Here is a 16,493-nt window from a genome sequence, read left to right as displayed (position 1 = left end):
TTATGTATATTTTTTTAAAAAGTTGATTAAAAATGTTAAGATTTAAAGTCTGTACAAATCTGTTATTATACAGAGTATAGAGGGTGAATATAATTTGAAAAAATTACAAATATGGACTACAATAAAGTTATAAAGTTAGAATTAAAGTGGGGAAAGTATGCAAAAAATTTTGAGATTCAAAAATTAAAATTTTTTAAAGGCAAAAAAACATTTTTCTAGAAATAAGAAAATAAAAACAGGAGGAAGAAGATGTTGAAACAAATTTTCAAAAGGGGTTTAAGCGGTTTGTTAGTAGCCATTATGCTTGTAACAAGTTTACCTTTACAAAGCTTGGCAGCGCCTAAACCGTCAGACTATGATAACCTAACAAAAGACAAGTCGGAGATTATTAACGATAAAGACGTTACACCGGCTAAATTAAAAGAAGGAGAAAATGCTAAGGAATTAATTAAAAATCCAAAACAGCCAGCTATCTACACACTACGTACCGACTACAAGGTGCAAAAGGGTGATAAATATGAAATCAATTACCAACCCTACATAGCCAGTGTAGGTGCAGATGCAACGCCAGAGGAAAAAGCTAAGGTAAAACAAGAAATAACTTTACCAGACCTTGCAGGCTATGACAAGTCACAGTTAGATGATACTTATACCATTGACTATGACACTGTAAAAAATGTTGCAGATGGTAAAGGTAAAACAGGTAATAAGGAAAACGGATTTAGATTTTTTGCAGAGCAAGATTTTAGATACAAAGCCAAGGCAAATGAAATAAAAATAAAACATCTTTTCCAAGATATGAATGACTTTACCAAGTACACCAATCCTAATGGCACTGTTGGAGAAGAAGGGGAACTTATTACCACTCAAAATGGAAACACTGGATCCACCATGGAAGTAAGTCCATTAGAAGAAAAGGATAGACGAGGTTTTGTTCCAGAAGCGCCATATATAACAATGCAAGTGCCAGAGGACGCTACAGACTTTGTGCTTGAGTACCGTTACAACCGTGCCCATTACAATGTAGACTTTGACACTATGGGCGGAACACCACTCCCAACAAGAACTTATTACTATGACCAAGAAATTCCAAAAATAGAAAAAGAAAATATCCCAACAAAAATAGGTTGTGATTTTCTTGGTTGGAAGCCGTCCCATGATTTAAAGGATAAAGCTGGAAAAGATTATCCAAAAGGACAAATTATTAATAAAGCAGATGGGAAACCTGCCTTTGATTTAGATGTGCATCTTAAAATGCCTGCACTTTTATTAGGCAAGGACGAAAAATCAAGAGAAAGACTTAAATTCACAGCAGTTTGGAAGGACAAGGAAAAGGCAGACTACGCAATCCAGTTCTGGGTAGAAAAATCTGACCACGCTGATAATGCATCTATAATGGACAAGTACGAATATATGGGAACCCATGTTCATAAGGATGCTAAAACAGGATCTACACCAAACCTTGATGCAGAACCTGTAAAAGACATAGTCTTCCCAGACCTAAACCAAGCTCGCTTACAAAAGATATGGAATGGCGATAAATTTAATAAAGGCCGAAATCTTTATCTAAACAAGTTCTTTGTCTACAACAAAGATTTAACTCATGATCAAAACAAGGACCCTAATAATTCAAATGTGGTAAAGTCTATATCAGCTACAGGCAAAACTGTCTACAATATCTACTACGACAGACAGGTCTACGACCTTTACTTTACTAAGTCCAATGCACAACCTGAAGAAAACACCTTCTACCCTGAAATTTGGGGATACGACGAAAAAAAGGTGAAGCGGTAATGAAGGGTGGACCTGGCAATCTCTACCACTACAAGGCTAGATTTAATGAAATGATGTATAAATGGCCAAACGATGCTAAGCAAACCAAGGGCTTTACTCCTGGATATCAAAGCTTTGGTTGGGGACCAAACTACTCTGTACCTAATTGGCCAAAGCACCTGGACACACCACCATACAGGCTAAATGCCGAGGAATTCCTAGATATGGGAAACTACACCGACTGGGGTGGCTATACCAAGAAGATAGACAAGGGCGACGGCACAACCATGGATTTAGATAGATTCGATTTCACAACCCTTTCCTTTGGTATAAAACAGGACAAGCCATCTATTCCTCACCATATGGACTTTTGGATGGACGGCTTTAAGGATGGCGAAACCATTATCCGTTATGACCTTGTTAGGACCAAGGCAGATACATCTGACCCGTTATATGGTCACAGGTACCCAAGAGTACAGGGCTTTACCCCTTATGGGTATGACCCTAAAAAAGAATGGCCGGTAATCCGAGAGGGTCAGCAGGATGATGGTCGTGTGGACGAAGATAGAATTGATGAACTAAACGACGAGCGTGACGAAATAAACCCTAACAATAGTGGGACATACTATAACAACAATGGAATAAAACTTCCTATCGGCCAGCTGGACTTTATACCGGCCTTCTTTAGCGATACCGATGAGTATGGCGATCCATTAGGAGGAGAAAAAAGTGCGTTTAAAGAAAACGGCTACCTACAATTCCATTACAAACGTAACAAGTACCCACTAAGGTTTAACTACGATCCATCAAAGATTAAGGACGATAGTGAGTTTAATAGCACAAACCAATTAGATACTTTTTATGAATTCCCACTAAAGGCCCTAAGTCCTGATGTAGATTCAAATGATGAATACAAGAAAGTAGGTACAAAGGAAGGACCTAAAAACTTACTAGATAATCCAGGAAATTTACAAAAATTAGGCCTTACAGACCTTGTTTTTACAGATACTGATGGCAAGTTAAAAGTTAAAAGACCAGAAGGCTTATCAGATCAAATGGTCTTCAAGGGCTGGGCACTAGACCCTGCCGGCACAAAACTCGTTTGGGAAAACAAGGACGAAACAATGCCTTTCCACCCAGTTAACTTATACGCAAAATGGGGCGAGCCAGACTACAAATGGAAGGTAACATTTGACCCAGATGGTGGAAGACTAAAGACAATTAAAGAAGAAAAACTAACAACAGAACGTAAAAAAATCCAAGAAGGTGACATAGGCCAAGAAGAAATAAATACCTATGCTAAAAAAGAAGAAAATGACGGCGACAAACAAGTATTTACAGTAATCCAAAGACAAAAACTAGTAAAACCTGTAGAACCTGTAAGAAAAGGCTATGATTTTATGGGTTGGGAAGTAATTCATTATAAGAAGGATGAAAAAACTGGTGATTATACAGATGAAATAGACACTTCATATCGTGACGAATATGGAGTACCAGAACTTTATACCTTTGGTAACGACGTTGTAAGTCCAATTTACCTAAAAGCGATTTGGAATCCAAACCAAAGAGTAGATGTAAAGGTAGTACACCACTTCTTAGACAAGGACTGCAAAGAGGATGGAGCTCCACTTGTAGAATATCTTGAAGACAAGAGAACCGGTTACTATACTGCAACAACTGGAGACCAACAAGGCCAAAAATGGATTCTTGCACCTCATGAAGAGCTAGAAAAGTCTCAAGATAAAAAAATAACAGATCTTTATAAAAAGTATAATGAAGATTTTGGTTTTAACAATACCTATTTCCAAAACCAACGTATAGAGCCAGAAAAGATTAAAGATCCTGACTCAAGTGAAATGATTGCTAATCCTAACTACAAGGGCAATGAATTCCACTTCTTCTATAGACCTTTTAGACAACGTGAATACAAGGTTAACTATATAGATGAAAGATTTAAAGGCAAAGAAAACGAAAAAGATGCAGCTATTATAGGCCAAGAGCTTGTTACAAATGGTAATCGTCACTATGATGCAAGAAACTATAGACCAATCCCAGGTTGGGTTTTAACTAGCGACCCTCAACAACAACTTTTCTTTGACCTAAACGAAGAAACCAACGAATTCTTAGGTATCAACGGTACAGGCAAAGATGAAATTACCTTCTACTATAAGGACGTAAGAGTAATCGAAGTTCCTGGAGATAAAGAGCCGCCAGAAGGTTATGTAAGAGTCACATTCAAGATAGATGAAAAAGACAAGGGTGGAGCTTTCACGGATAAGGATGGAAAATCTGTAACAGAACTTCACTATGATGTAATAGATGGACTTAAGTCAGACTTACTTCCAGTTCCAGGAGGCCCTATTGAAGAAAGTAAAAAAGAAGAAGGTAAGTATTATATCACACCAGACGATGGTAAGAAGTTTACAAAATGGGATAATAGTAAGTTATTAAACAAAAACACAATAGTTGATAATGATACAAAAGACTTCTATGTATTTACAGCCTACTTTGAATGGTCAGGACTAAGTGCAAAAGGTCTAGTAAGAACAGAAGCTTATAAAGATGAAAATGACAAGTGGACAAACGACTTTGCTCCAAAGATTGAAGACTTAAAGAAACAACTTGTTTGGAAAGAAAAAGATGAAGTTAAAAAACTACCAGCAGGAACAATAATAGAGTTCTTTGACGAAGCAGGTAATAAAATAACAACAGATGACCAAGTTTATAATTTAGTAAAAGAAATAGGCAAGGCCGATAAAGAAGAGCTTGTTCGCACAGTAAACATTACAGCTAAAGTTACTTTCAAAGACGGCAAAGACCCACAAGAGCTAACTATTCCAATCAAAGTTTACAAAAATGTCTACGAAGCACTAAACAAGGAAGGCGACAAGCCACTATTCTTAAAAGAAGCTGAAGGTAAAGAAGCTAAAGATGGTGGATTAAGTGATGTAACTGGCGACTATGTAATGGTTACGATAAAAGCAAGCAAAGACTTTAACGCTAAAGACGACAAAATTTACTATGTAAATAAAAATGCATGGGTGGAAATACCAGAAGTTAAAACTGAAGGTTCATCAACATTTGTCAATTGGACAGCTGACAAGGCTGCTCAAAACGAAGAACAAGCAGAGAATGGAATTTTTGATTTTGGAAAACGACATAAATTTACTGAAGATACAGTAATTAGTCCAAAGGACGCTAAGGATGTAGTAGAACAAACAGATCCAAAAAAGAAACCAGATGTACCTGATTCTTATGTAAAAGTTATAGTAAAAACAACTGATAAAGCAACAGATGCAACAGCATTTGAAAAAACATTCTGGGTTAACCCTACTAAGGAAGTCAATCTAGTAGTAGCAAATCCAACAGGTAAATCAGACCAAGAAGTTGATATACCGAAACTTGGCAAAAAGAAAGTTAACTATATCTTTAAAGAATGGCAAAAGGTTCAAACTGGAGAAGCTGATGATAAGTTAAAAGATGTAACACCAGCAGTAAAAATTGACTTAGCTAAGAATAAATTTACTGACAAAGTAACAGTAATTGAATCTGCTTATAAAAAATCAATTCAACCAGGCAAGATTGAAGAGCCATTAAAGACTACAAAATTAGATACACCACAAGGTAAAGAAATAACAAATGAAGATTTAGTTAAACAAATTACACCACAAGAGGGTAAAGAAATTAAATCAATAGAAGTTATTTCAAAACCAGATGGAAATACAGTTGGCAATGAACCAGCTAAAGTTATCGTTAAGTACAAAGACGGATCAACTCAAGGAACAAATGACAATCCAGTTGTAATACCTGTAGAAGTTCTCAAAAACATAATTCCAGAAGCACCAGGTGGACAAAGACCTAAGGACGCTTTGGATAATTATGTGAAAGTAATCTTCAAAGCAGGCACAGGTGGAACAGTATCCGGAGACTTAGTTTACTATGTAAGTCCAGAAGTAGAAGTGGATATGACTGAATCAGCTGGTAAAGTTATAAAAACTCCAGATATTGGATACTTTGTAAATGGAGAAAATTGGACTAACAAAGATAATAAAGCTTTAAAAGAAACATTCACAGATCCTGTAACTGAATTTGTATTTAACTTTGATAAGTCAGATGATATAGTAGAAAAAATTGACGACCCTGAACAAGTTATCCCAGAAGGCTATGTAAAAGTAACTTTCAAAACAGAAGATGAAAATAAGGGTAAGCTTGAAGGCGAAAAATTAGAAAAAATCTACTATGTAAATCCAAATGCAGGAATTACTTTAAAAGTTTTAGGCGAAGACGAAACAGCAAAAGATAAACAACTTGCAGTTCCAACAACGATAGCAAATACAAACTATGTATTTAAAGAATGGCAAGAAAACATTGATGAAAATACTCCAATCACAAGCGAAAGAGTTCATGTTGCTATATTCCAATTAGGAGAAGTAACATTGACCTATGAAAAAGGTGGAGATGATGTAACTGGAGATGTTCCAGACAAAGCAACAGCAAAATATGGAGAAATAGTTGGACTAGCAGGACCTGGAAATCTTAAAAAACCAAAAGCAAGCTTTGCTGGATGGAAATTAGATGAAGATGAGAAAATTTACCAACCAGGTGAACAAGTTAAACTTGAAAAAGCCAGAACAGCCACAGCACAGTGGAAGACCAACAGCCACACAGTAACATTCGACTCTAAAGGTGGAAGTAATGTAGACAGTCAAACAGTCGAACATGGACAAACTGCAAATAAACCAGAGGCACCAAAATTAGATGGTAAGGTCTTTATGGGTTGGAAAGAAAAAGAAAGTGACAAAGATTACTTCGATTTCACAACTCAAATTACAGCAGACAAGACTTTAATTGCTATTTGGCAAGACCCTGTTCAAAAGATTGGTGAAAATGATACTGTCGAAGAACAATTTATCAAAGTTACCTTTTTAAAGGGTGAACATGGAACGCTAAAAGAAGGACAAAATAAAAATGTTGAAAAAGTAACTTACAAAGTTGCCAAAGACTATGACTTTGCTAAAGCTGTTCAAGCAGGTTTAGTAGTTCCAGGTATTGTTCCAGATAAATACTACAAGGCAAAAGCTGATAATGAAGGCTGGGACAAGGCGCTTAAACTTGAAAAACAAAATGTAGAGTTTACAGCGCAATACGAACCAGAAGCTGATGTTATACCAATAGAACCGGGAACTTCTGATGAAGAAATTAAAAAAGAAATGCCAGAGGGCATGGTATTAGTAACATTTGTAGTACCTAAAGAAAAAGCATATATGGATACTGCATATAAATTCTATGTTGCTAAAAATAAAGAAGTTAAGATTAAGCCACCTGTTGTTTACAACAAAGTAGACAATTATGAGTTTAGAGAATGGCAAGGTAGAATATTAAAAGATGGACTTGTAGTTGATACTTTTAAAGACAATACAACAATTGCTGCAAATGGAGTAGATATTCCAAACATGGAAATTCAACTACCGAAAGCAGGAGATAAAATTGTCCATGTAATAAAAGACTTAAAAGGTGCAACAGGAAAACTAGAACTAACTATAAATGGACAAGAAACAGTTCTTGAACCAAAAGTAGAAACTAAGACAAGAAGAAAAGGTAGACGTATTGTTAAAGAAAAAATAGTATATTTCACTCTACCTCAAGCAGTCCAATCAGGGGATTTAATTAAATATTGGGCTGAGAAAGATGGAATCAAATCACCAGTAAAATCTTATATGGTGAAGTAAGGAGAGAATGAATGAAGAAAAAAATAACAGCATTTATGCTTGCTATGCTAATCCTGGTACAAACTATTGTACCGGGAGTAGCCTTAGCAGCTAATGGCTCTTCGGATAAAGAATCCAAACAAGATCTCGTCAAAGTTGGAGAGTTAGATACAAAAGATTATCCTAAGTTGGATAATAAAACTATCTTAGCAATCCAAAAACAAGCGAGAGAAAATCAGAAAATAAGAAAAAGAGAACATGGTGCAGGATTATTCTCGGCAGATAATCCTTATTTACCAGGTCAAAATCCTACAGATGAAGAAAAGGCTGTAGCCTATGGGAAAGTCCATGTAAACTTTAAAACAGTAGGATTAAATGATAACGGTACTGAAAAAGAATTTCAATGGAAGGAAATTTTTGGGGAAGACTCTAATGGAAATCCAACCAATGCGAAAATCCACTTTATACAAAGAGATGCGAAAACTAGAGAAGAAACTGGACGTTATACACTCTTAGTTAGTGAAGGTGGACAATATAAGTGGCTAGATACCTTTGGAAAAGAAGCCTTACTTCCACTTTATTCTGATAAACTTGAACCATATGAATATGATGCAGCTTTAGATTATCAATTGACAGATAAGGTGAAGCTTTTAACTATGGAACTTGGCACTACAGATGAAAAATCTACTTTTAAGAAGGATGAGCAAGGTAGAAATGTTGCGACTATTCCACTTAAGTTGGAACTAGGACAAGTTGCATCTACTAGATTTTCATCTGAATGGAAGGCCAATTTGGGAGAAGATGCTAGGCCAGTTGTTGAAGGTTTATACAACACCAAGAACAAAGACTTATATGGAAATGAAATCGAAAATTTGATCGCCTTTCCTAAAAACAATACAGAATCTATCCAACTTAGGAATAATAATTACGATCCAGCTAACCCACCTGACCTTCCATATGATCAGGACTCAGCAGGCTCTTTTAGGAATGTTCCAGATGTTAAGGTAGTTCAAGGTCTTGAGTTTGAAGACGAAAATGATATTGATGGAACACCAACCTACAATATTGATGAAGCAAATAAAGTAATCACAAGTTTAGAAGATAGCCCTATAAAGTATAAGTTTAAGTATGACTTACAATACGATGTTATAAACGGCGGAAAGCTTACTATGACAGAAGTCATCCCTGTAACCTTTGATGCAAATGGTGGTAAGTTTGCTAATTTTACAGCACCTGATACAGAAACTAAAATCGTAAAAGAAGTAGAATATGAAGGCACTTTAACTGACAAGGCTGAAGATCCTACAAAGGACAGAAAAACCTTTAAAGGCTGGTCAACAACTCAAGATGGCAAAACTCCTGTAACAGATGAAGTCTTTAAAAATATCACAGAAAAAAAGACTTTCTATGCAATTTGGGACAACAACGAAATTACAACAGAAGAATTAACAGTTAATGAATCATTTAAAGATGAAACAGGCTATGTAAATGACTTTATTCCAACACTTGAAACTTTAAAGAAACAAGTAAAGATAAAGGATGGAAATGGAGATCCACAAGCATTAGCAAATGACGACACATTTGCAATAGTTGATGGAGAAACGGAATATACAACTGATGAAAGTTTAAAAGATTTTCTATATGGAAAGTTAAAAGAAAAAGATAATCCTAATGATGAACCTACAAGAAAAGAAACTGTTAAGGCAAAAGTAACTCACAAAAATGGCACAAGCCAAGAAGTAGAAATCCCTATAAAGATTATCAAAAATATCTACGAAGCAAAGACTTTAGCAGAAAAGCCTTATTATGTACCAGATGGATACAAAAAAGTAACTCTTGATCCAACAACAAAGGCCAAGGATCCACAAAGGACAGTCTATTATGTAAACCCAGATGCTAAAGTTGTTATACCAGGGAAAGACCCAACAGGAACAGGGGACAATCTATTTACTAAGTGGCTAATTGATGGGACAGATACTGAATACAAGCTTAAAGAAAAACCAAGACATCAATTTAGTGGAGAGACAACTATCAAGGCCCAATATGAAAAAGAAAAGCAAGGTATAATTAACATCAAATACGTTGATGAAAAAGGCGATGAAATTTCTGCTGACTATCAAATCGATGGAATAGAGTATCCTTCAGACAAATCAGGTAAGCTAAATTCAGATGTTAAAGATGAAGATATTCCTAAACAAGGACCTGAATTTAAGGGATATGTTAATGGTGATAGAGATGCAATAAAGGGACCTAAATATAAAGATCCAACAGATCCTAATAATCTGGATACAATCACATACAAATACAATAAAAAAGTAACCACAGAAGATAAGTCAAACAAAGAAACCCAATACTTCCCGGTTGTATTTGATGCCAACGACGGTCAATTTGGCTCACCAACAGATACTCAAAAAACTGTTTATGTATACTTTACAGAAGCAAAACCTGATATTGCCGGAGTAACTTTTGCTGAAGTTAGACAAGCGGTAGAAGAAGAATATGGCAAGCCAACTAAAGATGGTTTTGAATTTATTGGATGGTATGACAAGGCAGCAGATGGAACAAAAGTTGCTGATGACTATGGGATTAAATTCAAAGGCTGGGATTCAGAAACGTATAAGCCAACAGGAGATACTTTCTATGCCCACTATGGCAAAGCAAGTGCAAAAATTGCTTACCTTGACCTAGATGGCAAGCCTATTGCTGATAAATTTAAGATTGACACAGAAAAATATCCAACAGAAAAAGAAGGCACAGCTGGCGAAGCGATAGCTAATGATGTCTACACAAAAGACAATGCTCCAAAGTTTATAGGCTATAAGTTCAACAGAATTGAACTAAACCCAGCAAATTCAAAATATGCTTTAAAAGATAAAGCAACAATAAAGATTTACTATGAAAAACTTCCTGATGTTATTCCAAGTAAAGGTAATGAAAAACCAGATGGATATGTAGAGGTAAAATTCGTTCCAACTGATAAGGCGACAGATATAACAGAAAAGATCTTCTATGTAAATCCTAAGAAGGATGTAATAATTCCAATTGCAAATCCAGAAGCTAAGGCTACCTACACCTTCAAAGAATGGAAGATGGGAGCAGATGCTAAGGGAGAAGTTTATACTCCAAGCACTGCACAAAAGTTTACTGATGCAACAACAGTAATCACTGCAACCTATGGAGAAACAGAAAATATAATTCCTTACGACCCAAGTGTTCCAGACCCAATGCCAAGACCAGAAGGCTATGTAAGAGTAACTTTTGCGGCTGATACTGGATTAAAATTAATAGAGCAAAAAGCATATTATGTAAAGAAAAATGCAGGAATCACACTTGGCAATGAAGAACTTGTAAAACCAAAATATGAAGTAAGTACAGGATATAAGTTTGACAAGTGGGACAAAGAAGATAGCCTTGTAATTGAAGCTACTGATATAGTTGTAACAGCAAAGGCTACAAAGCTTGATAATGTTATTCCAGAAAAAGATAAGAACGATAAACCTAATGAAAAGCCAAAAGGCTACAAGGAAGTAACATTTGTTATTAAAACTGGAGATGAATCTAAAGGTTCAATAGATGGCATTGCAAAATTCTATGTAAATCCAACAGAATATGTAACAATTAACCCGCCAGCAACAAAGGCTGAAACAGGTTTTGTATTTGGAACTTGGGATAAAGACGCTACAATCCCTACAGTTTATAAAGAAGATACTACTATTACTGGAAGCTTTAATGGTTTGAAAGATATAATTCCAAAAACAAATCCAGATGGAAGTGAAAATAAACAACCAGCTGGATATAAGAAAGTCGAATTTATAATTGAACCGGCAGCAGGTGGAAAAATTGTAGATAAAGAAGTTACAGTTTATTATGTAAACCCAGCTAAAGAAGTAACAGTTCCTCAACCAAAGACCCAAGCTGAAACAGGTTATGAGTTTGGCAAATGGGATACTGATACTACAAAAGATAAGAAGTATGAGAAAGATACAACAGTAAAAGGAAACTTCAAAACACTTGAAGATATAATTCCAGGAGATAAGCCAAAACCAGAAGGCTATGTAACGGTAACTTTTGTGGCTGATGGAAATGGAACTTTAACAGGCACAACAAGCTACCATGTAAATCCAAAGGTGGAAGTTGATTTAACAACACAAGCTAAAGATATAACTAAGAATCCAAATACTGGATACACATCAGAAGGTGGAACTTGGTCACCATCAATAGAATCAAAGAAGTATGCTGCGGATGAAACTTATACATTTGCATTCAAAGCATTAGATGATGTAATTCCAAAAGAAAATCCACAAGGTGGAGAAAATAAAAAGCCTCAAGGTTATATTACAGTAACATTTGTTAAGGGCGACCATGGAGAACTAGAAGGTAATACTATATTCTATGTAAATCCTAATAAAGCTGTAGTTCTTGAAGGACAAGATCCTACTATTAAGCCTAATACAGGATATACTTCAGCAGGTTGGGATATATCTATTGACCAAGCAATTCAATATGAAGATGGTGCTAAAATCACAGCTCTTTATAATGATCCAGGAAATATTTCTGAAAAAGAAGTAGAAGGATATGTAAAAGTTGTATTTAAACCAGGAACTAATGGCTCATTATCAGGAACTACAGAATATTGGATCAAACCAGGGGTAGAAGTTAATATTCCAGCTCCAACTGTAAAGCCTAACGTAGGATACAAATTTGAAAATTGGGACAAGGGTTTAACAGTAAATCTAAGTGCTGATGCTCCAACTTATGAAATTACAGCACAATATTCACCACTGGATAGTATAATTCCAGGTGACCAAACTAAACCTGAAGGTTATGTAACTGTAACATTTGTAGCTGATGGAAATGGAACTTTAGCAGGAACAACAAGTTACCATGTAAATCCAAAGGTAGAAGTTGATTTAACAGAAAAAGCTAAAGCTATAACCAAGACTCCAAATACTGGATACACAGCAGAAGGAGGAAGTTGGGATAAAGAATTGAAGCAAACATTTAGTGAAGATACAGAAATTAAATTTATCTTCAAAGCGCTTGATGATGTTATTCCAAAAACAAATGATAACCAAGAAAAACCTGACGGATATGTAACTGTAACTCTTATTCCAACGGAAAAGGCAAAAGATACAGAAAATAAAGTTTATTTTGTAAATCCAACTAAGGAAGTTACTATTAAAAACAAACCAGAAGGTATAAAAGAAACCATTAGTGGTATTGAATACACTTATGATTTCAAAGGCTGGACCGTAACAACAGGTACGATAGATTCTTGGAATGATGAAAACATAAAGGGAATATTTATTCAAGATACGGAAATTACAGCTCAATATAAAGCATTAGTAAATCCTGGAGAATTAATTGCTGCTCCAATAGGAAAGAAAAATGTAATAACTCCGGTAAATGTTACACCAGACGCTAAGGATTTAATCGAGAATATTTTCGATAGTAACAATACTGAAAGCAGAGATAATTTACCTGAAAATACAACATTTGAATATGCAGAAAATGGAGAACCAGATGTAAGTAAAGCAGGAAAAACTACAGCAAGTGTAAAAGTAACCTATCCAAATGGAAAGACTGTCGTAGTTAAAGTTCCAGTAACTGTTGTAGATAATGTTGTACCACAAACTGGAAATGATAAACCAAATGTACCTGATAATTACGTGAAAGTAACATTTGTAATTGAACCAGCAGAAGGTGGAAAGATTGTAGATAAAGAAGTTACAACTTATTATGTAAATCCAGAAAAGGATGTAACAGTTCCTCAACCAAAGACAGTAGCTGATACAGGATATGAATTTGAAAAATGGGACCAAGATACTACAACAGCTAAGAAGTATACTGAAAACACAACAGTAAAAGGTAATTTCAAAAAGCTAGAAGATATTATTCCAGGTAAAAACAATGAAAAACCTGAAGGATATGTTACTGTAACATTTAAAGCTGTTAATGGTAATTTAGAAGGAGAAACTGTTTATTATGTAAATGGATCAAAGAAAGTAGACTTAACAGAAAAAGCCGAAGCTCTAATTAAGAAACCGAATGTAGGTTATACTGCTGAAGGTGCATCATGGGATCCAGAAATTACAAGTAAGAAATATACAGAGGATGCAACTTATACAATAACATTTAAGGCACTAGATGATGTAATTCCTCAAGAAAAAACAGATGGTTCTGACAGACCAGAAGGCTACATTACAGTTACTTTTGACAAAGGTGAGCATGGAACATTAGAAGGCAATACTGTTTTCTATCTTAACCCAAATAAAGCAGTGGCTCTTATAGATAAGGCCCCTAATGTTAAAGCGGATGTTGGATATAAGTTTGCAGACTGGGATACTCAAATATCAAAGAAGATTCAATATTCAGATGGAGATGTCATAACAGCTCTATACAATGAAATTGATGATGTAATTCCTCAAAAGAATACTGATGAATCTGATAAACCAGAAGGGTATTTAACTGTAACATTTGATAAGGGGGAACATGGTACTTTAAGTGGACAAACAGTTTACTATGTAAGACCAAATAAAGAAGTAACAGTACCTGCACCAACAGTAAAAGCAGAAACTGGATGGAAACAAAAAGATGGAAATGATGCTTGGGATAGTAAATTAACTCGAACATTTACAGAAGACACAAAGATTACAGCTCAATATGAAGAGTTAGACGATATAATTCCAGGAGATAAGCCAAAACCTAATGGTTATGTAACTGTAACATTCAAACAAGGCGAACATGGAACTATTGATCAAAATCAAACAGATGTTTACTATATAAATCCAAAATCAGGAAAGAAACTATCTGATTTGACCTATCCAGAAGTAAAGGCAGACTATGAATGGAAACATGTTGGTTGGGATAAGGATAAATCAACACCAATCAATAAAGACATAGTATTAACAGCACAATATCTAAAGAAAGTTTTAACAGAAGATCCAAATGATAAGGAAAATTATGTAAAAGTAACTTTTGATAAAGGCGAACATGGAACTATAGCTGATACTGAAACAAAAGAGTATTGGGTTCTAAAGGACACAGATGTTAATATAACAGCGCCAAAAGTTACACCAAATAAAGGTTATGACTTTACTGGATGGGATCCTACAGTTAAAACAAAATATTCTGAAGATACAACTCATACAGCTCAGTACAAAGAGAGAGAAAAAGATGTTATAGTTGTACCAGGACCATCAAATCCTACGGACGAAAAAGATCCGAACAAGCCTGATGGTGGAAGAATTGGTGGTAAGGACAGAACTGACACTGCTATTGAAATTTCTAAGAAGTACTTTGGTCAAGCAAACACTGTAATAGTTGTAGATAGAAAAGATTTCCCTGACGCAATGACTGCATCAGTGTTATCAAAATTACTAAATGCACCTATTTTATTAACTGAAACTAATAGACTTGATCCAAGGGTTGCTGCTGAAATTCAAAGGCTTGGTGCAAGGGATGTAATTATCGTAGGTGGTAACTCATCGGTATCAGAAGCTGTTAAGAAAGAGCTTGCTAAGTTTGATAAGGATGAAGTTGAAAGGATCTATGGTAGGGACAGATATGAAACTTCTGCACAAGTTGCAAGAAGAGTAGTTGGAATAACTGGAAAGATTGGTCACGGCGTAGTAGCTTCAGGTGAAGTTTTCGCCGATGCACTAACAGTTGCACCTTTCGCAGCTAGGGAAGGCTATCCAATACTACTAGTTAAACGAAACAGTGTACCACCATCAATTAATAAGGCTATTAAAGACCTATCTATAACTAAGGTAACAATAGCAGGTGGTTACTCAACAGTGGCTAAATCTCTTGAGTCTTCATTACCAACAGTGGTTGAAAGATTAAGAGGAAACTCAAGATATGAAACAGCTATTGATATTGTGAACAAGAAGTTTAATAATGCAAATGAAATATTCTTAGCAAATGGAGAACAATGGATGGATGCACTTGTAATAGGACCGGTTGGTGGTATCTTAGATATTCCAATTCTATTGACAGGAGCAAACAATGCACCACAATCACTAAAGGACTATATTGCAAAATCAAAGATTGAAAAGATAACTGCAATTGGTGGTAGAAGTATGGTTAGTGATAAAGTTCTTAATGAGCTAGGTAAGTAAATGAAAAGAACTTGGGAGAAATCCTGAGTTCTTTTTTTATTTGTGGGGATTTGAAAATTATTCGCGTGACTAGGGATAAAGTCACCTTTGGTGACACTTTCCTTACGGAAAGAGAGATTCTTCGACTCAAAAATTTCTTCGAAATTTTTTTCGCTCAGAATGACATAGTTAGGTATTTTATTTCTAAGAAAGTATAAGAAAATGAGGATTGAAATGGCGAGGGAGAAGGTTGATATATTACAGCAAAAGTATGTCGTACTTGTCATCCTGAGGGAGCAACAGCGATTCGAAGGATCTCAAAAAAGCAAAAGCTTTTTGCTCCTTTGACTGAAGAGAGGATAGAAGTTAGAGGTATTGTACGCATTTGATAAATCAAATGCGGGATTCTTCGACTCCAATTTTTTGTGCCAAAAAATTTACGCTCAGAATGACAGTACAGGTGGATAATGTTTCTATTGAGAAGATTGAAGATATGTGAGAGGTGGGAAATTAGAAGTGAGAAGTTGGATGCGTGACGGGGTGTAACGAGATTTTCTAAAAAGAAAATCTCGAGGTCGCCTTCTGACACTTTTCATTGAAAAGTGAAACGAGATCGACATTTGACCTACAACGAAGACTTTGTCTTCTGTTAGATCAAGAACCTTTCGACTACAAAATTCCTTCTGAATTTTTTCGTTCAAGATGACATAAGAGGGGAAGACATTTCTAGGAAGAATGAAAACATCCAAAACACCTTATAAAACTAGATGAAAATCCAACAAGATTTTCTACTTCTTTTATTGGGGTTTGGGGTATCCCCAAGCGTTTTAAGGGTGTAAAAGGTTGGGTTTCAGGGATAGGATATGAGGGGAAATCGCAATCCCCTTTATCCTGTCCCTGAATGTAAAAA

The 16,493-nt window shown here is 35.5% G+C and carries 3 protein-coding genes; all 3 read left to right on the top strand.

Features of this window, described 5'->3' with window-relative positions:
• Window positions 1–249: 249 nt before the first annotated feature.
• From L6651_RS09370 to L6651_RS04610, 3 genes are read left to right on the top strand one after another with little or no spacing between them, the layout of a single operon-like run.
• Complete coding sequence (locus L6651_RS09370) at window positions 250–1,794, top strand: hypothetical protein (RefSeq protein ID WP_255784622.1); 1,545 nt, start codon at window positions 250–252, stop codon at window positions 1,792–1,794.
• The gene (locus L6651_RS04615; protein WP_255784621.1) at window positions 1,794–7,502 is read left to right on the top strand and encodes an InlB B-repeat-containing protein; all 5,709 of its coding nucleotides are present in this window, start codon (window positions 1,794–1,796) and stop codon (window positions 7,500–7,502) included. The genes L6651_RS09370 and L6651_RS04615 overlap by 1 nt, the downstream gene beginning before the upstream one ends.
• 11 nt (window positions 7,503–7,513) lie before the next feature.
• Complete coding sequence (locus tag L6651_RS04610) at window positions 7,514–15,604, top strand: cell wall-binding repeat-containing protein (protein WP_237036827.1); 8,091 nt, start codon at window positions 7,514–7,516, stop codon at window positions 15,602–15,604.
• Window positions 15,605–16,493 lie beyond the last annotated feature (889 nt).

It is taken from the genome of Mediannikoviicoccus vaginalis, from assembly GCF_928097925.1.
Classification (GTDB): Bacteria; Bacillota; Clostridia; order Tissierellales; family Peptoniphilaceae; genus Mediannikoviicoccus; species Mediannikoviicoccus vaginalis.
This window is presented reverse-complemented; position numbering and strand designations above follow the sequence as displayed.

Bases quoted from the DNA above. Each gene is read 5' to 3' on its own strand.
- L6651_RS04610 (WP_237036827.1), top strand. From the start codon at position 7,514: ATGAAGAAAAAAATAACAGCATTTATGCTTGCTATGCTAATCCTGGTA.
- L6651_RS09370 (WP_255784622.1), top strand. From the start codon at position 250: ATGTTGAAACAAATTTTCAAAAGGGGTTTAAGCGGTTTGTTAGTAGCC.
- L6651_RS04615 (WP_255784621.1), top strand. From the start codon at position 1,794: ATGAAGGGTGGACCTGGCAATCTCTACCACTACAAGGCTAGATTTAAT.